Genomic DNA, 25,185 nt, shown 5'->3' on the forward strand with positions numbered 1-25,185 from the left:
AAAAGCCCCTCTCAGAAAAAAGGGGGATGTTTGTTTACTGCTTATCCGTGACGTCCATCGGTCTCATCATGTCGTAATCTTCGTGCTCTAAAATATGACAGTGCCATACGTAGCGTCCGCTGTAAGGAGCGAAAGTCGCCGCGATTCTGATGACCTCTCCCGAGTGCGCCTGCACGGTATCTTTCCAGCCTTTCTCACTTGGAGGAGGCGGGACGGCGGGGCCTGTATACACAATGTCGCCGAATTTGTTATAACGCTCTAAGTCAAAAGGACGCCGGTCAAGGATTTGGAAGGAAACAAGGTGCAGGTGTATCGGATGGGTTCCCCCCATCGGATTGATAATCGACCAGATTTCCGTTGTGCCGAGCTTCGGCGCTTCTGTCACAGGATCATGCCATCGCTTGTTATTCAGCGTCAAAACGGGCCGGCCGTATCTGTCTTGCGTACTTGTGAGTTTAAGCGTCCTGATATTGTGTATTCTCTTTGATGTCACATTAGGCATTGTTGAAAGATATTTAGGCTTCCGGCTTGTGTCTGCTCCCTTCAGCGGTTTTGTGACGCGGAATTGCATCACATTGGCGTCTGTATCCGGATCGGCGTCGCCCCCGCAGCCGGTGCCGTTCGTTAAAATGATATGTTCTCCGTCAAAGGCGGAGAAATCGATGAGCACATCATACCGCTCTGCCGGGGCTAAGCTGATAGATTGTGTTTTGACAGAGCGGGGAAGCAGTCCGCCGTCAGAACCGATTTGGATAAACTTCCCGCCGTTATTGAGCGAGAGAGAAAATGTTCTTGTATTGGAGGCATTAAGGATGCGGAAACGATATGTCCGCGGTTCAACTTCCATATACGGCCACGCTTTACCATTGACGAGAATGGTATTTCCGCAAAAAAACGGGACGATGGAAGGGTCGGGCAGCGTTTCGGAAGGGTTAGCAGGTCCGCTCGGATAAGACAAGGAACCGTCGTCATTTAACGTGCGGTCCAAAATCATAAGCGGTACGTCGTACTCTCCGGAGGGAAGCTTCAGCTGCTTTTCTTTTCGCTCGCGGATGATATACATCCCGGCAAGCCCCGCGTACACATTGAGCCTCGTAATCGCCATGGCGTGATCGTGATACCATAACAGAGCCCCGCGCTGTTTGTTTGGATAATGGTATACCTCTTTCTCAAAATAAGGACCCGTTTCCTTAAAATCCTTTGTGAACCAGGCTTCCGGGTAGCCGTCGCTGTCCGGCGGGGTTGCTCCTCCGTGTAAATGGACGACGGTTTTGACATCGGGTTCCTGATGGCCGCTTTCTGAATGGTGAATGGTATGATCCACGGGCAGAAAATGCTTATCCGGAAGGTCATTCATCCATTTAATATAGACGTTCTCATCTTGGTTCACGTCGATCGTCGGGCCGGGAAATAAACCGTTATACCCCCACAGCCGGGTCGGCGGGAGATCGCGGTGCAGCTTGTGAAAGCATTCCTTCATGGTGACTTCATAATACGTGCTGCCGTCTGATTTCTTCTGCGGCTGGAGTGTTTCGATAATCGGCAGTTCATCTGCAAATTTTTCTAGTGCCATTTTTCATCCTGTCCTTATCATTTATTGAAATCCTGTACTACAGTTAATGCTGCCTGGAACAGGTTGGTTAAAAAAACACCCGCCCTTTTTTGAGGGGGGTGTTTGCGGTTATTGCGCAACCCGGCTTTCGGAAGCGCTCTCTTTCGGTTTTTGTTTTTTGCGGAATACATATGAGGCAAGCACCAGCAGAGTAATAAATCCTGTCAGCAGAAATTCAGACCGCATTGAACTGATAAACAGCATAGATAACAAGATGGCGCAAATGGCGATGATCGTCAGGTAGGTTAAGTACGGATAGAACCACATTTTGATTTTAAGAGATTCAGGGTTTGTCCGTTCGATTTTCTTTCTCATTCTCAGATGTGAGACGGCGATGACGAGATAAACGAGCAGTGCGATCGCCCCTGATGAATTGACCAGAAATAAGAATACGGAGTCGGGTGAAAAGTAGTTCATAACAACGGCAATATAGGAGAAAAAGGTGCCGGCGATAATGGCTTGAACCGGTACGCCTCTTTTACTCAGTTTCATAAAACGCCGCGGCGCTTCATTTCGCTCTGCCAGTGAATACAGCATCCGTGACGTCGTATAAAGCCCGGAGTTCAGGCAGGACAGAACGGCTGTCAGGACGATGAAATTCATGATTTGAGCGGCTGCGGGAACCCCGATATGGCTCAAAACGGCAACGAAGGGGCTTTCCAAAATATTGGCTGAATCCCACGGCAGCAGTGTGACCACAACCGCAATGGAGCCGACGTAAAAAATAATGATCCGCCAAACGACTGAGCGGGTCGCCTTTGTGACGGATTCGACCGGATTTGACGTTTCTCCCGCTGCGATTGCGACAATTTCAGATCCCATGAAAGAAAAAATGACAACGACGATGCCGAGCAGAACGGAACTTGGACCTTTAGGGAAAAATCCGCCGCTGCCCGCCAGATTTTCCAGCCCGATCGGCTTGCTGCCGGGGACGATTCCGAAAATGAACGCAAATCCCGCGATTAAGAAGACAACGATCGTCGCTACCTTCACTAAGGAAAGCCAGTATTCAAATTCGCCGAACGATTTAACTGAATAAATATTCGTCAGTGTTAACAGCACGGTCAGAAGCAGACTCGTCAGCCATAACGGAATGCCCGGGAACCAGTACTGTATGATTCCGGCGCCTGCAATGGCTTCAATGGCAATGACGATGACCCAGAAAAACCAATACAGCCATCCGATCGTAAAACCGGCCCAAGGACCGATGGCGTCATGCGCGTACTGTGAAAACGAACCGCTTGTCGGGTTGACGGAGGACATTTCCCCCAGCATTCTCATAATAAAAATCACTAATAATCCTGCTAAAGCGTAGGAGACAATCGCTCCGGGTCCGGTGGAATGAATGACGGATCCGCTTCCGACAAATAATCCGGCGCCGATCACGCCGGCAATTGAAATCATAGTCATATGCCGGGTTTTTAATCCCTTTGATAAAGAGTTAGGCTGATTCATTCTTTGCCTCCTTTTGGCTTGTTTATGCTGAATATTCCGACAAGTATTATTCTATCATAAATGCCACAGACAGTTGAAAGTGATGTAAGAAAATATGACATTTTTTCTCGTCCGTACAGCAGAAGGTGCCGGAAGGAAAAGAAATAATTTTCTGTTATTTTTGCGTTTTAATGGGTTTGAAAATAATTCCATGAACATAGGGTGGCGAGAATCCTTGATACGATTGGGATGAGAGGGGTTTCGTGAATAAAAATAAGTTTCCTGAGCGCATAAATGTTCTATGCTTACTATTTTTCTGTGGAAAGTGAATCATGTTTCTATAGACCCACTGTGTCTTCGCTTTGTATGATAATGAAGGAAAAATTGAACGGGAAGGAGGATTTTCAGTGGAGAGATATCATGAATTGAAAAAAGGCGAAACCGGAGCGATTGTCAGTATTGGCGCATATGCGGCATTGTCGGCTGTGAAGCTTGTGATCGGTTATTTGTTTCACTCAGAAGCGCTTCAGGCCGACGGTTTAAATAATACGACTGATATCGTGGCATCTGCGGCTGTTTTCATCGGTTTGCGCATCTCTCAGAAACCTCCTGACGAAGATCATCCTTACGGCCATTTTCGGGCGGAGACCGTCGCGTCACTCATCGCTTCCATTATTATGATGCTTGTCGGAATGCAAGTGCTGTTCAGCGCCGCGCAATCTATTTTTTCCGTTAAAGAGGAAACACCAGATATGATAGCCGCCTGGACGGCCGCGGGGAGCGCCGTCGTGATGCTGATGGTCTACCGCTATACGAAAGGGCTTGCCAAAAAGGTAAACAGCCAGGCCCTTTCAGCTGCGGCCGCTGATAATAAATCAGATGCGCTCGTCAGTATCGGCACGTTTATCGGAATTTTTGCTTCACAGTTCCATTTGGCTTGGGTGGATACGGTTACCGCGTTTATCATCGGATTGATCATCTGCAAAACCGCGTGGGATATTTTTAAGGAATCCTCTCATTCGCTGACTGACGGTTTTGATGTCAAACATATTTCTGATTATAAAAAGACGATTGAACAGATTGCGGGCGTCAGCCGTTTAAAAGATATTAAAGCGAGATATCTGGGCAGCTCCGTTCATATTGATGTCGTCATTGAAGTGCCGTCTGATCTGAACATTAAAGAGAGTCATGAGATCGCAAATGAGGTAGAACGCAAGATGAAAGAGGAACATGCCATTGACCATTCACACGTTCATATGGAGCCTCTCCAACTGAAATAAAGCTTCCTTTCTAAAGGGAGCTTTTTCCTTTTTCAGACTGGAAACAATTCGCTGGAAACGTTTTTTTATACTGTTTATATTTTGTGGTAAAGTTAGGTTACGATAATTGAAATTTGAGAGATGACTAGGAGGAGAAGAATGGCTTATAAAGAAGAGCTGCATCCGCTGCTGGAGAAAGCCGTTGAGCATATTGAAAACATCATCATAGGAAAACGGGATATCGCCATACTCAGTCTGGCCGCCATTCTCGCAAAAGGGCATGTGCTGCTGGAAGACGTGCCGGGAGTCGGAAAAACGATGATGGTCCGCGCTTTGGCCAAGCTGATCGGAGCTGACTTTAAGAGGATTCAGTTCACGCCGGATCTTCTGCCGTCAGACGTGACGGGTGTCTCTATTTATAATACGAAAACGATGGAATTTGAATACCGCCCTGGACCGATCATGGGGAATATCGTGCTGGCTGATGAAATTAACAGAACCTCTCCGAAAACGCAGTCTTCCCTGCTTGAGGCGATGGAGGAAGGGAATGTCACGATTGACGGAAAGACAATGCGGCTGGCTGAGCCGTTTTTCGTCATGGCCACACAAAACCCGGTTGAATATGAAGGAACGTATCCGCTTCCCGAAGCCCAGCTTGACCGGTTTTTATTTAAGCTGCGCATGGGCTACCCGACTGCCGAGGAAGAGCTTCAAGTTCTGTCTTTGCAGGAAGGGCGCAATCCGCTTGAAACAATCGAGCCCGTCATTTCTAAAGAACAGTTTATCAGCCTTCAGCAAAAACTGGAGCAGGTGCGGGTGGATGAGGGAATTAAAGCGTATATCGTCGGCATTACTCAGCATACCCGCCGGCATTCGTCCGTACATCTGGGCGTAAGTCCGCGCGGTTCAATCTCATTAATGAAAGCCGCGCAGGCGTACGCGCTGCTTCATGACCGCGATTACGTCATTCCTGATGACGTCCAGTATTTGGCTCCGTATACGCTGCCGCACAGAATGATCCTGACCGCCGAGGCGAAATTTAACGATGTGACGCCGGAAGCGATTATAGAAGACATCATGCAAACGGAAAAAGTGCCCGTCCAAAGGATGTCGGTCCGCTAATGAGAAAGAAGATGCATTGGCTTCTATATGGCTGGAAGCTGCTTATGTTGGCCGTACTGACGGCGGCTGTCTTTTCTTATGCCATGTTTCAGGGCGGATTTGTGAGCTGGTTTTTATTTTATGCGTTTTTGCCGTTTACCGTTTACGCCGGGCTGGTCGCTGTGTACCCGCTGCGGGCGTTTCAGGTGACGCGTGACGTGTCCTCTGCCCAGTTAACCTCAGGCGACAGGCTGTCTGTCACCATCAGGCTGACGAGGCGCCTGCCGTTTCCGTTGACATATATGGTCATTGAAGATGTGATGCCGGAAACGCTTGGCGAGAGGCGCAGTGCGAAACAGCTCGTGTTTCCGTGGTTTCAAAGGAAGCTGACGTTACAATATGAGCTGCCGCAGGTGCCGCGCGGAGAGCATCATTTACATACGCTAAGAGTGCGGACGGGAGATGTTCTCGGGCTTTTGGACAAGACGGCGTCGTTTTCCGTAACGGATACGGTTCTGGTTTTCCCGGCGTACGGGTCTGTTCACTATAAGCCGCAGGCCGCATCCGGAGAAGAGGGTGCGGGTGCCGGCGCTCCGTTTCAGGTACACCGTTCCGCAATGGCTGCGAGCGTCAGAAATTATCAGCCGGGCGACCGGTTTTCCGCACTTGACTGGAAAACATCGGCGCGGCGAAATGAGCTGATGACGAAGGAATTTGACCCGCTGCAGAGTATGAATATGATTCTCCTTTTGGACTGCAGGCCGTCCCCTTCGTTTGAAGCCGCGGTGTCAGCTTCGGCATCCCTGCTTTACACGGCGCTTATGAAGGGCTCTCCCGCGGGGTTTATTTCATTGGGGAGCGACCGGACCGTATTTCCCGTCGGGGAGGGAGACCGGCATTTCAGAAAGATGCTGCGTTACCTGGCATCAGCTTCAGAATCGGAAGAAGCCGATGCAGGCGGGCGTTTAGGAAAAGAGCTGGCGGATCCGCGCGTCCGCAAAGCTTCCATTGCCGTCGTGACGGGCAGTCTTACAGAAGACCTTCTCAAACAGGCTGAGCCCGGCCGTGCTGACATGACGGTGTTTTTGGCGAAAGAAACGAATGCCGCGCTTTCGGACAAAGAACGGAAACTCGCTCTCATCTTCGCTCAAAAAAATATTAAGGTGCAAATGATCAGGGACAAACGGGTGTCCCATGTTGTTTAGAAAGAGAGGTGGCGCGCCATGCCGCATGACGAGAACCAGGGAAGCAGGCTGAGTCTGCTGCTGTTTTATTTTCTCGCTTTTTTATTGTTATGGGAATGGCTCAGGCCGCTGCACAATTTTACGGATACAAAACATACCGGTTTTTTCATCGTTTTTATCGGTTTGGCATTTCTGCTGTCATTCTTCCGGATGAGGTGGTACGTAACCGTGCCGTCCTGCATTCTGTTTACGTTGATCAGTATTCACATCCTGTTTTATAAAGGTTCGGTTTTTCAGCCGGAATGGCTCGTTTCTTTTTTGCGGGACGTGATGCAAAATGCCCGCCACATCGGGACAGGAAGATGGAATGAAATGAATCCGTCATTCCGCACGTTGCTGTTTTTTGTGCTTTTATGGCTGCTCGTGTATTTGCTGCATTACTGGGTGATCTATCAGCGGAAAATATTATTCTTTTTTATCATGACGGTGGCGTATATCACCGTGCTTGATACGTTTACTCCTTATGATGCCGCGTACGCCGTCATCCGGATCGTCTTTATCGGCTTTTTGATGATGGGGCTTTTGTATATGGAGCGCATCCGGCTTACGGAACACATAGCGTTTAAAAAAAGATTGATACTCAAATGGTTTCTGCCGCTGATGCTGTTTATCTGCGCTTCCGTCGTGTTCGGTCTGGCGGCTCCGAAATCAGACCCGAACTGGCCGGACCCCGTGCCGTTTCTTAAAAAAATAACAAACCACAAAGAAGTGCCCGCCGCCGAAAGCAAAATCGGCTACGGCAATCATGATGAAACATTGGGCGGCCCTTTTCAGGAGGATGATACGCCGGTTTTCACATGGAAGGGAAAAGAACGGGCGTACTTCCGGGTGGAAACGAAGGATACATACACGGGGAAAGGCTGGGTGGAGACCGATCAGGGCATGTCCTATAAACTGAACGGCGGCAACGTGGAAGATATATGGTTTGACCGGAGTGTGCAGACGAGACGATATACGGCACAGGTGTCCATTGATGAGAATTATCTCTATAATCACGTCATGTATCCGATCGGCGTCTCCAATATTAAACCGAAGCACTCGATTCAGCTTGAAATGAACGGAAACACCGAGCAAATTACGCCGGTCAGTGAACAAGTGGGCAACATCCGCAATATGGGACGGTACACGGTGACTTTTCAGGCGCCCGTCTTTAAGCTGAATGATCTCAGAAAAGTGAAAGTAAAACGATACCGTGAGCAGAATCAATTCAATGACCGGTATTTACAGGTCCCCGACAGCCTTCCGAAAAGAGTGAGACAGCTTGCGGACAGACTGACGCGGGATCATCATAATATGTTCGATAAAGCGAAGGCGATCGAGGATTATCTCGGATCTTCCGCATTTTCGTATCATACACAGGATGTCGCGGTTCCGGAGCACAATCAGGATTATGTCGATCAATTTCTGTTTGAAACGAAAAGAGGATATTGTGATAACTTTTCATCGGCAATGGCCGTGCTGCTCCGATCTGCGGGTATTCCCGCCCGTTGGGTGAAGGGTTATACATCCGGCGAGTATAAAGGGGCAGGCGACCATAACGGCCACATTTATGAAGTCACGAACAACAACGCCCATTCGTGGGTAGAAGTGTATTTTCCGGATCAGGGCTGGGTGACGTTTGAGCCGACGAAAGGCTTCACCAATCCGACGGAGTTTACGTCAGAGCAAAATCATACCGCGGCAAAAGACAGCGGAGGCTCAGCGGGGAACTCGGATGAACCGTCTGACAAGCAGCGTCAGGAATCAAAGCCGGAAAAAGAGGAAAAGCCGAAAAAGCGGGATCACAGCGCGGCACCGCAGCCTGTGATCCGCAACAAAACCGCGGCACAGCTATGGCCGTATGCAGCCATCGTCATTTTGATTTCAGCCGCGGCGGCACTCGCCTGGCTGCTCCGGGCGCGCTGGATTCCGCACGTTACAGCAGCCAGATTGAAGCGGCGAACGGATGAAGACGTCTTTTTCGACGCATATGCCGCACTGCTCCGACAGCTGAAACGAAAAGGGTTCAGCAGGGGAGACGGAGAAACGCTCCGTGATTTTGCCGCGAGGGTTGACGAGGCGCACCATACAAACGACATGTCCGAGCTGACGCTGCGCTATGAGCGTGCGTTATACCGCAGCGATAATGCCGCAAAGCTTTGGAATGAATCGGGACAGTTGTGGGAAAATATAATTAAAAGAAGATAGTCTTGACCGCATATCGTCCTGTTGTTAGAATAAATGAATGTTAAATGGGAGCCCGGGAGCGTTAAAAAGCCGGGCTTCCGGACAAGTCTTGCCGACAGAGGGCTGAACGTGTGTCCTCCGTTTTTTCTGTGTCAAAAACTTAGAGGAGATTAGGTGACAACCATGACGAAGTTAGTGAATGAAATGATTCTTGTTCTTGATTTCGGCAGTCAGTATAACCAGCTGATTACCCGCCGGATCCGTGAATTTGGCGTATATAGCGAGCTGCATCCCCATACGTTGACAGCTGAGGAAATCAAAGAAATGAATCCAAAAGGAATTATCCTTTCAGGCGGACCAAACAGTGTATATGATGAAGGGTCTTTCCGCTGTGATGAAAAAATCTTTGAACTTGATATTCCTGTATTGGGCATCTGCTACGGCATGCAGCTGATGACTCATTACCTCGGAGGGAAAGTCGAGGCGGCAAGCCAGCGCGAATACGGAAAAGCGAACATTCAGATTCAAGGAACTCCTGACTTGTTCAAAGATCTTCCGGAAGAACAAGTTGTCTGGATGAGCCACGGCGACTTAGTCGTACAAGTGCCGGAAGGGTTTACGGTAGACGCGACAAGCCATCACTGCCCGAACTCGGCGATGAGCAAAAAAGACAAAAAATGGTACGGTGTTCAGTTCCATCCGGAAGTCCGTCATTCAGAATACGGAAATGACCTTCTGAAAAACTTTGTCTTCGGGCCTTGTGAATGTAAAGGCGAATGGTCAATGGAAAACTTTATCGAAATCGAAATGCAAAAAATCCGCGAAACCGTCGGAGACAAACAAGTGCTTTGCGCTTTGAGCGGCGGAGTCGATTCTTCTGTCGTAGCCGTTTTGATTCATAAAGCGATCGGCGACCAGCTGACTTGTATTTTCGTAGATCACGGCCTTCTCCGCAAAGGCGAAGCGGAAGGCGTCATGAAAACGTTCAGCGAAGGCTTTAATATGAATGTCATTAAAGTTGATGCGAAAGACAGATTCTTAAACAAGCTGAAAGGTGTTTCTGATCCTGAGCAAAAACGCAAAATCATCGGCAACGAATTCATTTACGTATTTGATGATGAAGCGGACAGGCTGAAAGGAATCGACTACCTTGCGCAAGGAACGCTTTACACAGACATTATTGAAAGCGGAACGGCAACTGCGCAAACGATCAAATCGCACCACAATGTCGGCGGACTTCCTGAAGATATGCAATTTGAACTGATCGAACCGCTGAACACTCTTTTCAAAGATGAAGTGCGCGCGCTCGGCACAGAGCTCGGCATCCCGGATGATATCGTATGGCGTCAGCCGTTCCCGGGTCCTGGACTTGGCATCCGCGTACTCGGCGAAGTAACGGAAGAAAAACTTGAGATCGTTCGTGAATCAGACGCGATTCTGCGTGAAGAAGTGGCGAACCACGGTCTTGAGCGCGACATCTGGCAGTACTTCACGGTTCTTCCTGACATCCGCAGCGTCGGCGTCATGGGAGATGCGAGAACGTATGATTACACAATCGGTATCCGTGCCGTAACATCAATTGACGGCATGACATCTGACTGGGCGCGTATCCCTTGGGATGTGCTTGAAGTGATTTCGACACGGATCGTCAATGAAGTGAAACACATCAACAGAGTTGTGTACGATATTACGAGCAAGCCGCCTGCAACGATTGAGTGGGAATAACCTTGTGAAAAATAAGGTTGCTGATACGCTTTGAATGTTGATGTATCAACGTTTATTGTGTGTTCTTAGATAGTGAAATCACTTCTAACGTGCAACTAACTATATGTTAATTTAAACTCTCTTTTATTTAGTTTCAAAAACTAAGTAGAAGGGAGTTTTTTTATTTGACTAAATTATTTGAAATGATTGATGATTTATATACGCTGGAGAAAGTTCGTGGAATCTGAATATCAAGCGACAGAACTAGAACAAGTAGGGCCAATACACTAAAACAGTATATTCGCCATTGTCAGCAAGCAGGTATTGAAAAAGCAATTACAATTAACGCAATTATCGCAACACTGCTTTTATTTTTAATGAACTAGTTGATGTTGGTTGGTTAGGTGAAATGGCGAACCCAATGCGAAAGGATTAAATACCTAAAAAGGGAGAAGCGTATTATTCATACGTTTACAGATGAGAAGTAAAAAGGATTTCCGCAATGTTCAAGAAGAAACGTATTCGAATGTCAGGGACAAACTGATTTTAATTTTCTTTGATACTGACATACGCGTAAGTGAACTTTGCAGCATTAAGGTGTGTGATGTTTCAGTACGTCATATTGTTATTCACGGTAAAGGTTCAAAGCAGCGATTAATCTATATTTCGAAGTTAATATGAAGATATATGACGAAATATGAAGCTTTAAATAAGTTGAGATTTCAGGTTCTTATATTAGTAAGATTTTAAAAGAACAGTGTAGAAATGCTGGTGTAGGAAAAGAAGTAAGGTGTTCGCCACATGATTATAGACACTATTTTGCCCACAAGGTAATTAAAGAATGGGTTAAACATCTACATTTTAAGTCGTTTGGTGGGGCATTATTATACGCAAATCACTTCTAATTATTTGAGAGGTCTTTAACAGAGACAATTCTAGAACCAGGAAGAATAGAATCACCTTTGAACTAAGGTGCTTGTATGATTAAAAAGTTAAAGAGGTGTTGTACTAGTGGAAAAAGAATATAGAAATTTTGATGTGCAAGACAAAGATTTATTTGTAACATAGAAAGTCATTATTCTAAATGTAATGATGCTAAACAAGCATATAAAGATTCAAAAACATCAAGAAATAAAAATGATGATTCATTACTAATTGCAAAAAATGACCATACAGAAATACTTTCAGCCGTTACCTTTAGAGTTGAAGAAGGAGAGCGATTAGCCATTAGCATTGTTAAATCTGTTCCATTCAATTAAGTATTAAATCATGAAATTAAAAAGCCACCTACTCTCATTAGGTACTAATAAGTAAATCGAACTTCGATTTCACGCTAAATAAACTGAATAAGATCAGCCACCGACTACAGGGACTTTTTGAAAATGATTTTAGCTAACTTAGAACCCTTGATATGAATGGTTTTTTTGGAATTGTTTGTCTTTTTCTTGTTGTGCAATTCTGTGCAAAATAACGCTTGTATTCCTTGTTTACACACCAGCCTTAGGAATATTTTTTTCGCACAAATAAAAAGGGCTAACACCTGTTACAGTGTAGCCTCATATTTTTTGATAGAAGGTTGCCTTTTTCATGATTATAGTTTACATAAAATTTCATATATGTAATTTTGTCAACTTTCCGCTGTTTATATAGTTTCTTCCACTTTTTAGGGAGTTCTAGCACTGGTCTATCTAGATGCTTGCCTTTAGATTTAGCAACAGCAATCCCCTCTTTTTGTCGCTGTTTAATACCCACACGTTCCTTATCAGCCATTGAATGAAGTATAAACCTTGATAATAATATTGTTAATCATATCTATAACACACTCGTTACACTCAGGAACGTCTTGTATAGTGGTGGGAAGGTTAATTATTTTAACTCTAATACCTTCTCTTTTAAAATGTTCCAAATATTGTTTAATGAGTTCCTTATTACGTCCTAAACGGTCAATAGACTTGATAAACGAAATGTCGTCTTTTCTCATAACTTTAAGCAAGTTCTGAAACCCCTCACGTTTCATACCTTACCATTAGCTTTATCACTGTAAATATATTTCTCGTCCGTTATATAGCCTTTTAATGCTTCATATGTCTATCCAAATTCTGTTCTATAGAAGATACACGTACATAGTGAATGAAGTGCCTGTCATTATTTAAACCAGCGTTCTTTTATTTGTTATTTTCTCGATAGACATAATATACAGTGATTGTACATAAAGCTAAATTTATTTTTAGACTTTATAAAGGTTTATTTTTTATATAAATAGACGTTGTTTAGATTTCTTTATAACCGTCTAATATGGTGTACCTTTTTAGACTATTCTTTTAAGAGACTTTTCCTTAAATGTATTAATAGTGGATGTATTTATCCTCAAAAAAGAACACCCCTTTAGAAAAGGAATGTTTCTATGAAAACCCAAAAGCTTGTTGAATCTCGTTTTCAATCTGCATTTCACATGTCTTTACTTCTTCTTCACTTAATTCATTAGCGCTTAATATTTTTCCTAATTCTATTAACCGTTGTGAGTGATCTGTATTTGGGTCTGGTAGTGGATAATTTTTTACATACTGAGTTAAATATCTTTTTCTCCCCGCATATAATTTGTTCTGAAATTCGATTTCATGAAATCTTGTCATGAATTTTGAATTGGCTATCGCCACTGCTAAGTATAATAAATCTGTATTTGTTTCATTCTTCAAGGACAGCCAGTAACAATTCCCATTAACTAAATATCCATTAGTATCAACAGCGAATTTAGGTTCGGAACTAATATCAGGAAATACTACTTTTGGTGCTGACCATGCTTCGGGATTTTGAGGAACCCATATTTCATACCAGTTTCTCTTTGCCTTTATAACATAATTCCTTCCAGCTAATACTTCTTTATGACTTTCTAAATACGCTTTAGCTTTTGGGTATTTTTCAATATCAATAGCTTGTCTTTTGCCATTCTTCACTTCATGTGTATAGAGTACCTTTAAATCTTCCACTTCATTTGGCAAATTCCACTTACTTGTATTTTCTGAGGATATTAAAGGTTTTAGCACTTCATTTTCTGGCTGTATGGGATCCTCTAAATTTCCCCAATTCCTCTTAATGAAAACCTTATCAGCTGTTGTTTTAATCCCAACTCTTACATGGAATACATCACCAAAAAAATATTTGGCATAGGATTTTACCTTATCAGACCACTCGTTATCTTCTTTAGAAGCCATTACCCAAAGTTCCTTAGGATCTTCAGGCACCTTTAAAAATCCTACTGTAACCTCATATTTCTTTTTTTCGACTTGAAAAAAGCCAGACCCTTCTTTTAATAGTATTTCAAATATAGAACTACATTCTTCTGATGTGTCAATAGTTGAGTTTTCGTAAATTCGGAAAAACTTTACTTTTTCATTATTCTTTTTTTTATCTTTTTCCTTTTTTCGACCTATAAAGATTGCTGGTAATACCGCAGCTTCAAATAATTTTGTATCTCCTAAATCAATTACTTCAAGAATTTCATAATTTTCATCTAAAAACTTTCTGATGTCTTTTCCACCAGTGGTGGTTAAATAACGATTAGATGTAATGACACAGATTAAGCCATTTTCTTTTAAATGTTTTGTCATAGCCACTAAGAAAACATGGTATAAATCAACTCTTCCTTTTAGGTTGAACTTATTTCCTAAACCTTGTGCCTTGTCTGCCCCTAAAACCTGTGTCCTAACATAAGGAGGGTTTGCAATAATCATATCGACTTTCTTTAAGCCGTCCTCTTCCTCGTCGGAACACCAGAACCCCTCTCTCGTTTTAATATCCGAGAATAAATCAAACTCTATGTTACCTTCAAACAGTTCTAAATAATCACTGTTGAAAAGATGAATATTATTGTTATTCGAGGCACTTAAATAATTGCTTGCTTTATGAATAGCCTCATTATCGGTATCCATTCCAATCACATCTAAATTTTCAGTGCCAATTTCATTACATATTGCTTTAAGTAACTCACCGTCACCGCAAGAAGGGTCTAATATGGATTGCTTTTCTCCAGAACCATCAAATTCAGCATATTTTAGAAGCTTTTTAGCCATATATTTTGATAAATCACTGGACGTATAATGAGAACCTGTTTCTTTTCTTTCAGCTAAACTTTTTGTCATTTTACACCTCTCCAATAAACCTACATTTGATTTTACACTATCTCATAAAATTTCTCCATAAAAGAAATAATACGTATTAACACCAGGATGATACTTATTATAATCCTAATGATACGTATAGTCCGTCGATTTTGTGGAGTGGAGGTTGGATAATTAAGGTATGGATAAAAAATATTTCTCTCCAATTGACAAGAAAGAAGAACAGCAATTTCTCAATGCTTTAGGAAGGAAAATCAAACAGCTTCGAGTTGAAAAAGACTGGTCACAAGAAAGGTTAGGCTTCAAATCTAATTTAGACCGTACTTATATCGGTGGAATAGAGAGGGGAGAAAGAAATCTTACAGTTTTAAATCTAAAAAAAATCGCTGACGCATTAGAGGTATCTGTAAGCGATATTTTGGTGGAAGAATCGAATAATAAGGAGTGATTTTTATGTTTTTATCACCATTAGCCCAAAAAATTAAAGACAATATTTTATCAAGTGACTTAAACATTTATGACGCAGTTCCAATAGGCGACACGAATTATTGGATACCTTCCAGTGAATTAGAGGAATTATTAAGTTATCATTTAGTAGGACTAAACTTAGAAGGACTACCATTACGAACACGTTCTAAAATCGTAAAAGAAGAGGTTTGTAAAGCCTTAGGATATATACCACCAAAATCATTCAAGAAAACACAGCCTCGCTTTTTGTGTCAAAACTTTGACGTTTATACTCAGAAATCTAATAATCTGCAAATATGGAATGAAGAAGTTTCTCCTTCCCGTCGCTATGTACTAATAAGAATATCTGAGGAAGATATTATAACAAAAATTAAGGTTGTGACAGGTGATATAATATCAGAATTAGATAAAACAAGGAAACTAACTCAGAAATACCAGGCTAGATTAGTGGGAATACCTGATAATGTTAAACTTTTATCTGAAACAGATACGTATGAACTACAGGGAATTACCTCTACTTACAGAGGTTTTGACCGCCATACCCGGCCTACTGAATACCCAGCTTTAGGAGAATTAATGCCTATAAATGAAATTTATCTACGTTTGCAAACATTAGTAGGAAGAAGTTTCCTATATATGGGTGCCTTACAAGAAAGAAATCGTGGCGGTGTTCTCCATGGACTTGTATGTGAAGCATTAGGGTATTCTTCCTTTAAAGATGATGGCAAGTTTCCTGATGTAAAGCACCAGTTATTAGAAGTGAAATTACAAACATCACCTACAATCGACTTAGGTTTATTTTTACCTAGTAATGAGGGAGTATTGGATATTCCACAAATTGATGCCCAAAATGTTCGTATGTGTGATGTTCGTTACGCCATTTTTTATGGAGAAGTAGAACAGGATGAAGTAGTCATAACAAAATTTTATCTTGTAACAGGAAAGAATTTCTTTACATACTTTACACAATTCGGTGGAATGAAAGTAAACAAAAAATTACAGATTCCTTTACCAGCAAATTTTTTATAAAACCAACAAAACCCCAGTTAAATTGGTGGTGTTTTTTTACGGAATTACAAGCTATCAACTGTTACTTTTTGGGCGTGTCACTGCAATGACAAATATGACAGAAATAGAGGCATTAAAAACCATGAAGAAATGGAGAATGGAGAACGTATAAAGCTATTAAGTGAACTGTATAAAAAGCACTTTGACAATAGACCACCTAATGAGGCAATAGACAAGGAACGCCACAAGGCTTCATGTCCTGAGGACTTTGAGTAGGTACAAAAAAAGGAAAAGCAAGGTTAATCAATACCTCCACTTTGTTTATTATAACCATTTGATGTGATAGCTTTGTTTTGTTATCTACGACGGCATGACATCTGACTGGGCGCGTATCCCTTGGGATGTGCTTGAAGTGATTTCGACACAGATCGTCAATGAAGTGAAACACATCAACCGCGTCGTGTATGACATTACGAGCAAGCCGCCTGCAACTATTGAGTGGGAATAATGAGAAAAGCCTCAAATCTTTTATTTATAAAGATTTGAGGCTTTTTTAATTTACATGGTTCTAGGAATAATGGGCCTTTTATCATTAACACCGGAGAAGATGTGCAGCAGTTTTTTATATATTCGAGTTTTTTAATCAGTTGTATTCCTAATATTCTCCCTATAATTTCAATTTTTCTAATAAAACTGAATTCATAAAATATTCATTTAATAACAAATAATGTATGTTATTATGAATATATACAAATAAAACATATGATGGTTTGTGTTTTCCAAGGGGTTTTTTTATCTTCTGCATTCAGTTCTTTAGAAACGCAGAAGGTTTCTAATTTGCAGAAAAAAATGTTGAAAGAGGCTCGGAAGGATGGAAAAACATATTTTATTTTTTAATGCTACTTATATTAAAAAAATTTCTACTTTGGAGACTGCTAAAAATTTGGGCTTGACGGTTTCTGTTGTCGGCCCTGAACTGCCTGAATGGTCGCGGCCATTCGTTGACCATTACATTTCCGCAAATACTTATCAGATTGATGAGACTATAGCTGTTCTGAAGGAAACTGCCAAAGAAAATCCTTTTGATGGAGTCATTACATTCTGGGATAGAGATGTGGTTCCGGTGGCGGTAACTGCCCGGGAACTTAACTTAAAGGGCAGTCCGGTGGAAGCGGCAGAACGGGCTCGAAACAAATGGAAGATGCGTCAATGTTTGAACCGCGCACAAGTTCCTCATCCAAAATATTTCAAATTTACAAATTGGATCGAATTATATCATGCAAGCATTGATATGGAATACCCATTGATCGTTAAACCTGTGGGTGCTTCTGCCAGTAAAGGCGTATTCCGAATATCAAAGCCTGAAGATTTAAATCGCGCCAACTGGCAGTTAAGGTATAACAGAGCGCTGAAAGCTTAAACGAGCCTCTTTATATCTGCATCTAATGTTTAGGCAGGTGGTTTTTTGAAAGGCATACGATTAAGAATTCACCCTGTGGGCTGGAATATCATTTTAGGCACCTTGTTTAGCAGAATGTCAGTCTCGATGAGCATTCCCTTCCTTTCTATTTACCTAACACAAGTAAAAGGTGTTTCTCCTGCTTTAACCGGCATCATTGTGTCAGTAAGTTCGCTGGCTGGGATTGTAATGAGCTTTTACGGAGGGTATTTGTCTGATCTTTTTGGCAGGAAAATTGTGATGATAACGTCTGTATTTTGTTGGGCGCTTGTTTTTGTAAGTTTTATGTTTGCAGATAGTGTACTCGCATTTTTTGTCATCAATGCGCTTAACGGGCTGTGTCAATCTATCTTTGAACCGGCGTCAAGAGCATTATTATCCGATATAAGCAAAGAAGAAAATCGTTTGAAGATGTTTAATTTGCGATATACTGCGATCAATATCGGCGTAGTTTTCGGTCCTCTTTTAGGCCTTAGATTGGGAGCTGCCAAGACGGCTCTCCCATTTCTGTTCCAGGTTTTACATATTTTCTTTATGGTCTATCTCTCGTATTTTCATTCCGAAAATTTAAATTAGACGAGAACAATCGAAAAGAAAATAAAACGACTATTGCTACGGCTTTTAATGTGACAAGGAAAGACAAGGTTTTTCTTATCACATTACTTGGAGTGATATTATCAATATCCGGATATGCGCACTTTTCTACAACATTGCCCCAATATTTTGCCGCCAAAATAGAGGACGGGGTGACCATATTTTCATGGCTTTTAGCTTTGAATGCAATTGTCGTCTTAATCGTTCAATACCCTATTGTGAATATCATGAAAAAGTTCCCGCCGATTCATTCAATCATTCTGGGAAATGCTTTAATTAGTTTCAGTTTATTATTTTTTTCGCTATCGTCCAACCCATTCATATGGGGCTCTATCGTCGTGTTTTTCACAATAGGGGAAGTTTTGATTTTTTCGATGGTTGATATGCTGGTGGATGAAATTGCAAAACCAGGCTTCAAAGGGACATACTTTGGAGCAGCAGGCTTTAACCGTTTAGGAAATGTAATCGGTCCTTGGCTGGGAGGGATTCTTCTTTCCTTTTTTGGTGTAAACGGGTCCTTCTATATGTTTTTGATCATTTTTATAACGACAGCCTCGGGAATTCCGGTTTTATTTTTGGCAAAAAAACATCTTGATAAGAGCGGACGTTCAAAAGTTGATGTAACAGAATCTCATAGGAGTTAAATGTTTTAACACAATGAAGAATTAATGGCAAAGTCTTTGAACCTCAAAGGTTTAAAGGCTTTTTTCTTTTCAGCAGCGACCCATCAGAATGGGAAACAAGAGTGTTTATATTTTTGGGGAGAGGAATACAGAGTGAACGGCGAACAAAGAAGGTATTAATCTAAGGGACTGACACCATAAGATGAGACAAATAAAAAACACCTTCAAGTTTGAAAACGGATCGTTGTTATCCGAAATTAGACTTTGAGGCGTTTTTTTCATCTTTTTGAAACCGTTTTGCCCTGATTCATATCTAACAGCATAGGAGGTGGATAAGGTGAAGGAAGAACGATTGATTAAAAAGGCGAAAAAAGGTGATGCCGCAGCCTTTGAAAAACTGATCACAGCTCATCAGGAGACTTTATATAAAACAGCTTATCTCTATTTGCATCACAAGGAAGATACGCTGGACGCTGTTCAGGAAACGGCTTACAAGGCTTTTCTTCATATCGCGCAGCTGAAGGAGCCGAAATATTTTAAAACGTGGCTGATCCGGATTTTGCTTCATACGATTTTTGCGATGAGGAAAAAGCACGGTGACGTCATCCCGTTTGAGCCGCAACATGATACGCGCGCGGAGAATAAGAACATTGAAGAATACATAGATCTTCGGAATGCCCTGGAAACGCTTGACGAACATATACAGCTGACCATTCAGCTTTATTATTTTCAAGATTTCTCGATTGCTATGATCGCTGAACAGACCGGTATGGCGGAAGGCACTGTAAAAACGCATCTGCACAGGGCGAGAAAAGCATTGAAGCAGGAGCTGGAAAAGGAGGATAAACATATATGGAAAAGCATCAAATGAAGCAATTGTATCAGGACATTGACGTGCCGAAAGCTGAATTGAAAAATGTGATACACAGCGCCGCTGTCCGTGCCGGAAAAGAAGGCGCCGTCAGACGGAGATGGGGAAGAAAACTGATAAACGGACTCGCGGTTGCTGCTGCTTTGTTTATTCTGTATTTGTCCTCAGGCTTATTCATGCCCTCCGTTAATACGGCTATGGGAAACATTCCTGTTGCCGGACAAATTTACAGTCTGTTTCAGGATAAGGCAGGTTCTGCGCTGTTTAAAAGCAATTTGGTGACAAAACTGAATGAGAAAGCGGAATCACGCGGAATCACGGTGACAGTGAAAAGTGTGTATTACGACAGCGGACAGCTCGTTTACAATTTTACCGTTGACAATTTGAAATCAGATGAGGAGAGCATCTCTTTTCAAGTTGATTATAAAGATCCATGGAATATGTTAGCAGAGGATTATGACAACAGTGATATGAAAAAAATGAAAGACGGACGGTACGCGGGGCAGCTTCGCCTGTTCACGGACGGCTCAAAGCTGAAAGACGGTGATAAGCTTCCGCTTGTCATTACAAAAATCAAGGACATCCCGGGAAACTGGCGCTTTACACTCCCTATTAAAAAACAAAAGTCCGTTTCTCTTGAAGGAACGAAAGCTGTGAATGTAAATCACGGATTATACCGCTTTTTCGATATCCGGGCGGAAAACGGAACGACGGGATCGGCTCTCCTGTATTCTATCGACTTCTATGATGCAGCCAAAAATGATGCCATCTCGATTTACGAGGCAACGGATGATGCCGGAAACCATTATGAAATGACGGCGTCGAATATTGAACTTGGCGGCAGAAAGAATCTTCCGGGCGGCGGGAAAAGAATACGCGGCCAAACTCAATTCAGCAAACCGATAGACCCGAAAGCGAAAACACTTTTCATAACGGGCGATATAAAAACAGAACCAGAGCCGGGAGAAATCATGCCTCTGAAAACAAAACTGCCCGTCAGTTATAAAACGAAACATCATCATGTCGGCATCACCATCAAAAAGATCAAACAGCAAGGCAGACGGGTAATCGTCGATTATCAATTCACCGGAATCAATTACAGCAAGGCGGATGAAGATCAGCTGATCAATGTCGGTGAGTCAATCGGTCTCGGCAATACGAAAAAAATGAAAACCTGGCCATCGCTTAATGAGTATGAAAAAGGCTATTATCTGAAAGGAAATAAGGCGAAAGTCACGAACCTTAAAACGGGTGAAATGGAATCCGTTTTTGAATTGGATGATTCATCCAATAAAGACTATTCGTTGCGCGATTTCTCATTCGATTCATACGCTTTGTACGTCAATCAAACGGTTATGAACTTGCTGGCGGATGATAAGGGGATCACATTCGCGGTGCCGGTTCGGCCTGCGGACGGAAATTGATGTCTGGAAGGCGGCTTTTGCCGTCTTCCATTTTTGGTCAATTAACGAATAAACCAAATTTTTTTACCGGGATTGTTCGTTTTTTTTATTGAGTTTTCAAAATTGAATTGATACAATAGACTCAGAAATCAAATATGCAGATATCGTATAATGGCGGGGATATGGCCCGCAAGTTTCTACCAAGCTACCGTAAATGGCTTGACTACGGATCAATCTCAATCGTTTGATATAAATAATCCATTCTTATTTATTCAGACTGAACGTATGTAGTCAAGCGTCCCAAATGTATTTGGGGCGTTTTTTATTTGGCGGATAACGGGCAGAATAAATGGGAGAGAATGAAGGAGGCAATTGGCTTGAAGCAATTTTTTCAGTTTGATGAGCTGGGGACAAGCTATCGTAATGAAATCATCGGCGGTTTAACGACCTTTTTGTCAATGGCGTACATTCTGTTCGTCAATCCGCTGACATTGTCTTTAAACGGTGTGAAGGGATTTCCGGAAGCATTAAAAATTGATCAGGGCGCGGTGTTCACCGCTACAGCCTTGGCGTCTGCGGCCGGCTGTATTTTAATGGGGCTCATTGCAAAGTATCCGATCGCGATTGCGCCGGGTATGGGATTAAATGCGTTTTTTGCTTTCTCTGTCGTCCTCGGCATGGGGATTTCATGGCAGGCTGCGCTTTCCGGCGTCTTGATTTCCGGAATTATCTTCGTGGCGCTTTCGCTGACGGGACTGCGGGAAAAAATCATTAATGCGATTCCGCCTGAGCTGAAATTGGCGGTCGGCGCGGGTATCGGTTTGTTTATCACATTTGTCGGTTTGCAGGGTTCGGGCATTATTGAAGCGAACTCATCGACTTTGGTGTCTATCGGCAATATTCACAGCGGCCCTGTGCTGCTGACGGTTTTCGGTGTTATTGTGACTGTCATTCTGATGGTGCTTCGCGTAAACGGCGGCGTATTTATCGGAATGCTTCTGACGGCGGTTGCCGGCATGGTCTGCGGACTGATTCCGGTTCCGACGCACATTGTCGGCAGCGTGCCGAGTCTTGCGCCGACTTTCGGACAGGCGTGGATGCATCTTCCGGATATCTTCTCCGTCCAAATGCTGATTGTCATTTTAACTTTCTTGTTCGTCGGGTTTTTCGATACGGCCGGAACGCTGGTGGCTGTAGCGACACAGGCCGGGCTGATGAAGGAAAACAAACTTCCGCGTGCGGGAAGAGCGCTTCTGGCAGATTCAACATCAATCGTTATCGGAGCCGTACTCGGTACGTCTACAACGACTTCTTATGTTGAATCCAGCTCAGGCGTTGCGGCGGGGGCGCGCTCCGGCTTCGCGGCTGTTGTGACGGGCATTCTCTTTTTGCTGGCGATGTTTTTCTCGCCGCTTCTGTCAGTTGTCACCACGAATGTGACGGCTCCGGCTTTAATTATTGTCGGCGCGCTGATGGTGGCGCCGCTCGGTAAGATCGCCTGGGATAAATTCGAGGTGGCTGTGCCGGCATTCTTAACGATGATTATGATGCCGCTGACGTACAGCATTGCGACGGGGATTGCGATCGGTTTTATATTCTACCCGATTACAATGATCTGCAAAGGAAAAGGAAAAAGCGTTCACCCGATTATGTACGGGCTGTTTGTCATCTTTATCCTGTATTTCATCTTCTTAAAATAACGGAAAAACCGGCTGAGTTAAGCCGGTTTTTTGTTTTTGTCCTATTCCGTAAAACCAATACATACTATAAAACGTCATGTGGGTGTCCGGGTGAAGAAAACCGCTTGACTGTTTAAGGACGCTTCGGTACCTTATATAAGTGTTTTATTTTCTTGTTTAACAAATTCCGCCGTATTTTTTTGATAGGAGTTGCTGACATGACGGAAGAAAGAAAAGAAACGTTGGAAGAAGAAAAACAGCATCAGGGGACTGATGAAGAACCGCTCTCGAGAATGTCCAGAAATGCGGGACGTTATCAAAAGCAAAAGAAAAAAGTAAAGGAACGGCGCCCGGCTCCGGCTTTTACGGAAAAACTCGCTTCTGCATGGGCCGCGGTCAAACGTTATTGCCGTTTCGCGCTGCGCATTTTGACATCACCGGTGAAGGTCGTTGGGGAAGACGGCTTTTCCCGCTTTAAATATGCTCTTATTTCAATGCTTGTATTCAGTATCTTTTTCTCAATCGGAAATTGGTTTCAGCTGAGGGCAAGCCAGCAAAGGCCTCTCGGATACGGGGAGCGGCATCATACGTTTTTTGACGGCTTTACTGTCGTTCTCGTGTATACGCTCGTCTTTTTTGCCGCTGCGGCCGGCGCGGTCTGGCTTGTATCACGTTATATGATGAAACAGAAAATTACGATGCGGGATGCGGCCGCGGGGGTCGGATCGCTTTTGGTTCCGGCTGTCGCCTGCTCTATCGTGTGGATGATTTTCGCGATATTGAATCTGCCGGTCGTCACCGTGGTGTTTACGGCGCTGACCTTGTTTATGGCCGCCTCGGCGATGGTGCAGTTTGTGCAGATTCTATACAAATCGGCTGAAAAGCCTGCGGCTGACGTGATGTACTGTATTTCCGCGGCGGTCATCATCATGCTCGTTTTTACGGCTGTGACATGGCCGCTCATTTCAGAGTACTTTACTGCTTCGCTGATCCCTTTATAAGTCGAAATTTGTCTTTCACAATGTTTACAAATTTTTCTAATAAAGCGTATTGTTTTGAGGACCCGGCCGAGATATGATGAGAGCAACAGCAATTCGAAAGCGGCACTACTCTTTATGATTCGGAAAGGGATGATGAAGATGGCCCCGTTGTTGCGAGAAGCCATTAATCGGAAAAAACAGCACCTGAGGACAAAACTGATCCGCTCAGGGTTTTATCAAGACCATGTTCAGGAACTGTCCGGGTACACGCTGAGTGAACTTGAGAAGGAATATGAAGCCGTCAAACGATTGAAAAAAGCCGAGCTTCACTGATAAGAGGCTTAACAGTCTGCCTTGCGGGGCGGGCTTTTTTTTCTTTTGAAAATGATGAAAAGAGGGTAAACTATCCTTAATTGAAGGATTGATGCTTTTCAAAGTATCAGAGGAGGGGAATCAGTGATGCAGACGATTTTATCCAACAGTATAGGTATGGTTCTCATTATTCTCATCATTAACATTATATATGTCTCTTTCTTTACGATCAGGATGATTCTGACATTAAAGGGACAGCGCTATTTCGCCGCAGGCATCAGTACGATTGAAATCCTTGTGTATGTGACCGGCCTGAGTCTCGTGCTCGGCAATCTGAATCAAATTCAAAACGTCATTGCCTATGCGCTCGGCTACGGCCTCGGCGTCATAGTGGGAATGAAAATTGAAGAAAAACTGGCGCTCGGCTATATTACAGTCAACGTCATTACGAAGGAGCTCGATCTGGACCTGCCGAAACAGCTCCGGGAAAAAGGATACGGGGTTACAAGCTGGGTTGCGGGCGGACTTGAAGGAGACCGGACCGCCATGCAGATTCTGACGCCGCGCAAATATGAGCTTCAGCTTTATGATACGATTAAAACGCTTGATGAAAAAGCGTTTATTATCGCCTTTGAGCCGAAAACGATCCACGGCGGATTCTGGGTGAAAGCAGTGAAGAAGAGGAGAATTAAGGAATGACAAAGCCAAAAAAGAAACGGTTTGAAGTAACGGAAGATGAAACGATTGACACCATTCTCACTTTAATGAAGGAAGAGGGTTATATGCCCGTCCGGCGGATGGAAGAGCCGATCTTTACAGAAAAGAAAGAAAATGGATCAATTCAAGTCGTTCCTTGCGGGAAAAAAATCGTATTTGAAGGGAAATTGATCTAAACACGAACATTAAAAGAAAGAATTTTTATATCGTTCGATAATGTCGTTGACATTATCCAAGTCCGTTGTTAAGATAAACATGAAATCAAAACACGACCTCATATAATCTTGGGAATATGGCCCATAAGTTTCTACCCGGCTGCCGTAAACGGCCGGACTATGCAGGAAAGTGATAAACAGCTGACATGGATATCGCAGAAGCGAACGACTGACGATACGCGCGCCATGCCCGGTTTGTATTGCTTCCTCATAGTTGC

General features: G+C 43.3%; 19 protein-coding genes, 2 pseudogenes and 2 riboswitches. Of the genes and pseudogenes, 17 read left to right on the forward strand and 4 right to left on the reverse strand.

The features are described 5' to 3' along the window. Positions 1-34: 34 nt before the first annotated feature. The gene (cotA, locus tag J6600_RS03255; RefSeq protein ID WP_209387953.1) at positions 35-1,573 is read right to left on the reverse strand and encodes an outer spore coat copper-dependent laccase CotA; all 1,539 of its coding nucleotides are present in this window, start codon (positions 1,571-1,573) and stop codon (positions 35-37) included. 108 nt (positions 1,574-1,681) lie between these two features. Next, entirely contained in the window at positions 1,682-3,067 is a 1,386-nt protein-coding gene (gene gabP / locus J6600_RS03260; RefSeq protein WP_014417083.1) for a GABA permease, read from the reverse strand. Positions 3,068-3,453: 386 nt separating this feature from the next. Between gabP and J6600_RS03265 the strand changes: the two genes are divergently transcribed. From J6600_RS03265 to guaA, 5 genes are all read left to right on the forward strand, one after another. Continuing rightward, positions 3,454-4,326 carry a cation diffusion facilitator family transporter gene (locus J6600_RS03265; RefSeq protein WP_014417084.1) on the forward strand — a complete coding sequence of 291 codons (873 nt, stop codon included), beginning with the start codon at positions 3,454-3,456 and terminating at the stop codon, positions 4,324-4,326. A 138-nt stretch (positions 4,327-4,464) separates the two neighbouring features. Continuing rightward, positions 4,465-5,427 (forward strand): AAA family ATPase, encoded by a 963-nt coding sequence (locus J6600_RS03270; protein WP_029973756.1) that lies wholly within the window; start codon positions 4,465-4,467, stop codon positions 5,425-5,427. Next, positions 5,427-6,611, forward strand: coding sequence for a DUF58 domain-containing protein (locus tag J6600_RS03275; protein WP_209387954.1), 1,185 nt, complete (start codon positions 5,427-5,429; stop codon positions 6,609-6,611). Before J6600_RS03270 ends, J6600_RS03275 begins: the two co-directional genes overlap by 1 nt. 18 nt (positions 6,612-6,629) lie before the next feature. After that, positions 6,630-8,837, forward strand: coding sequence for a DUF4129 domain-containing transglutaminase family protein (locus tag J6600_RS03280; protein ID WP_209387955.1), 2,208 nt, complete (start codon positions 6,630-6,632; stop codon positions 8,835-8,837). A 162-nt stretch (positions 8,838-8,999) separates the two neighbouring features. Continuing rightward, positions 9,000-10,541 carry a glutamine-hydrolyzing GMP synthase gene (gene guaA, locus J6600_RS03285; protein ID WP_014417088.1) on the forward strand — a complete coding sequence of 514 codons (1,542 nt, stop codon included), beginning with the start codon at positions 9,000-9,002 and terminating at the stop codon, positions 10,539-10,541. Positions 10,542-12,282: 1,741 nt separating this feature from the next. Here guaA and J6600_RS19510 read toward each other — a convergent pair. Both J6600_RS19510 and J6600_RS03295 read right to left on the reverse strand, forming a co-directional pair. Next, positions 12,283-12,513, reverse strand: a complete 231-nt coding sequence (locus J6600_RS19510; RefSeq protein ID WP_245207600.1) for a recombinase family protein — start codon at positions 12,511-12,513, stop codon at positions 12,283-12,285. A gap of 409 nt (positions 12,514-12,922) precedes the next feature. Next, positions 12,923-14,659, reverse strand: a complete 1,737-nt coding sequence (locus J6600_RS03295) for an Eco57I restriction-modification methylase domain-containing protein (RefSeq protein ID WP_209387956.1) — start codon at positions 14,657-14,659, stop codon at positions 12,923-12,925. 160 nt (positions 14,660-14,819) lie between these two features. On the opposite strand from J6600_RS03295, the gene J6600_RS03300 reads away from it, so the two are divergent. The 12 genes and pseudogenes from J6600_RS03300 (at position 14,820) to J6600_RS03355 (ending at position 24,928) form a co-directional block, all read left to right on the forward strand. Beyond that, complete coding sequence (locus J6600_RS03300; RefSeq protein WP_209387957.1) at positions 14,820-15,086, forward strand: helix-turn-helix domain-containing protein; 267 nt, start codon at positions 14,820-14,822, stop codon at positions 15,084-15,086. Positions 15,087-15,091: 5 nt separating this feature from the next. Then, positions 15,092-16,135, forward strand: a complete 1,044-nt coding sequence (locus J6600_RS03305) for a restriction endonuclease (RefSeq protein WP_209387958.1) — start codon at positions 15,092-15,094, stop codon at positions 16,133-16,135. Positions 16,136-16,478: 343 nt separating this feature from the next. Beyond that, positions 16,479-16,622, forward strand: a pseudogene (locus J6600_RS03310) (GMP synthase (glutamine-hydrolyzing)); the annotation flags it as partial. A gap of 363 nt (positions 16,623-16,985) precedes the next feature. Next, entirely contained in the window at positions 16,986-17,534 is a 549-nt protein-coding gene (locus tag J6600_RS03315) for an ATP-grasp domain-containing protein (protein ID WP_245207604.1), read from the forward strand. 45 nt (positions 17,535-17,579) lie between these two features. Continuing rightward, positions 17,580-18,811: pseudogene (locus J6600_RS19740) on the forward strand (MDR family MFS transporter). A gap of 316 nt (positions 18,812-19,127) precedes the next feature. Further along, on the forward strand, positions 19,128-19,661 hold the full coding sequence (locus J6600_RS03325; protein ID WP_007408889.1) for a sigma-70 family RNA polymerase sigma factor: 534 nt from the start codon (positions 19,128-19,130) through the stop codon (positions 19,659-19,661). Continuing rightward, positions 19,643-21,085, forward strand: coding sequence for a DUF4179 domain-containing protein (locus J6600_RS03330; RefSeq protein WP_209387959.1), 1,443 nt, complete (start codon positions 19,643-19,645; stop codon positions 21,083-21,085). The genes J6600_RS03325 and J6600_RS03330 overlap by 19 nt, the downstream gene beginning before the upstream one ends. A gap of 123 nt (positions 21,086-21,208) precedes the next feature. Next, positions 21,209-21,310: riboswitch (purine riboswitch) on the forward strand. 131 nt (positions 21,311-21,441) lie between these two features. Continuing rightward, positions 21,442-22,764, forward strand: a complete 1,323-nt coding sequence (locus J6600_RS03335) for an NCS2 family permease (RefSeq protein WP_007408891.1) — start codon at positions 21,442-21,444, stop codon at positions 22,762-22,764. A gap of 197 nt (positions 22,765-22,961) precedes the next feature. Beyond that, the gene (locus tag J6600_RS03340) at positions 22,962-23,744 is read left to right on the forward strand and encodes a hypothetical protein (protein WP_209387960.1); all 783 of its coding nucleotides are present in this window, start codon (positions 22,962-22,964) and stop codon (positions 23,742-23,744) included. 138 nt (positions 23,745-23,882) lie between these two features. Then, positions 23,883-24,056 carry a Fur-regulated basic protein FbpA gene (locus J6600_RS03345; RefSeq protein ID WP_003155777.1) on the forward strand — a complete coding sequence of 58 codons (174 nt, stop codon included), beginning with the start codon at positions 23,883-23,885 and terminating at the stop codon, positions 24,054-24,056. 123 nt (positions 24,057-24,179) lie between these two features. After that, complete coding sequence (locus tag J6600_RS03350) at positions 24,180-24,734, forward strand: DUF2179 domain-containing protein (protein WP_014469850.1); 555 nt, start codon at positions 24,180-24,182, stop codon at positions 24,732-24,734. Then, positions 24,731-24,928, forward strand: coding sequence for an NETI motif-containing protein (locus J6600_RS03355; protein WP_007609843.1), 198 nt, complete (start codon positions 24,731-24,733; stop codon positions 24,926-24,928). Before J6600_RS03350 ends, J6600_RS03355 begins: the two co-directional genes overlap by 4 nt. A gap of 78 nt (positions 24,929-25,006) precedes the next feature. Further along, a riboswitch (purine riboswitch) is annotated at positions 25,007-25,108 on the forward strand. The last annotated feature ends 77 nt before the right edge of the window (positions 25,109-25,185 follow it).

Source organism: Bacillus sp. LJBV19, assembly GCF_017797845.1.
In the GTDB taxonomy this organism is placed as follows: Bacteria; Bacillota; Bacilli; order Bacillales; family Bacillaceae; genus Bacillus; species Bacillus velezensis.

Coding starts and splice junctions, on each gene's coding strand:
- gabP (WP_014417083.1), bottom strand. CDS start 3,067: ATGAATCAGCCTAACTCTTTATCAAAGGGATTAAAAACCCGGCATATG.
- J6600_RS03315 (WP_245207604.1), top strand. CDS start 16,986: ATGGAAAAACATATTTTATTTTTTAATGCTACTTATATTAAAAAAATT.
- J6600_RS03300 (WP_209387957.1), top strand. CDS start 14,820: ATGGATAAAAAATATTTCTCTCCAATTGACAAGAAAGAAGAACAGCAA.
- J6600_RS03270 (WP_029973756.1), top strand. CDS start 4,465: ATGGCTTATAAAGAAGAGCTGCATCCGCTGCTGGAGAAAGCCGTTGAG.
- J6600_RS03340 (WP_209387960.1), top strand. CDS start 22,962: ATGACGGAAGAAAGAAAAGAAACGTTGGAAGAAGAAAAACAGCATCAG.
- J6600_RS03280 (WP_209387955.1), top strand. CDS start 6,630: ATGCCGCATGACGAGAACCAGGGAAGCAGGCTGAGTCTGCTGCTGTTT.
- J6600_RS03305 (WP_209387958.1), top strand. CDS start 15,092: ATGTTTTTATCACCATTAGCCCAAAAAATTAAAGACAATATTTTATCA.
- J6600_RS03330 (WP_209387959.1), top strand. CDS start 19,643: ATGGAAAAGCATCAAATGAAGCAATTGTATCAGGACATTGACGTGCCG.
- J6600_RS03355 (WP_007609843.1), top strand. CDS start 24,731: ATGACAAAGCCAAAAAAGAAACGGTTTGAAGTAACGGAAGATGAAACG.
- guaA (WP_014417088.1), top strand. CDS start 9,000: ATGACGAAGTTAGTGAATGAAATGATTCTTGTTCTTGATTTCGGCAGT.
- J6600_RS03295 (WP_209387956.1), bottom strand. CDS start 14,659: ATGACAAAAAGTTTAGCTGAAAGAAAAGAAACAGGTTCTCATTATACG.
- J6600_RS03345 (WP_003155777.1), top strand. CDS start 23,883: ATGGCCCCGTTGTTGCGAGAAGCCATTAATCGGAAAAAACAGCACCTG.
- cotA (WP_209387953.1), bottom strand. CDS start 1,573: ATGGCACTAGAAAAATTTGCAGATGAACTGCCGATTATCGAAACACTC.
- J6600_RS03275 (WP_209387954.1), top strand. CDS start 5,427: ATGAGAAAGAAGATGCATTGGCTTCTATATGGCTGGAAGCTGCTTATG.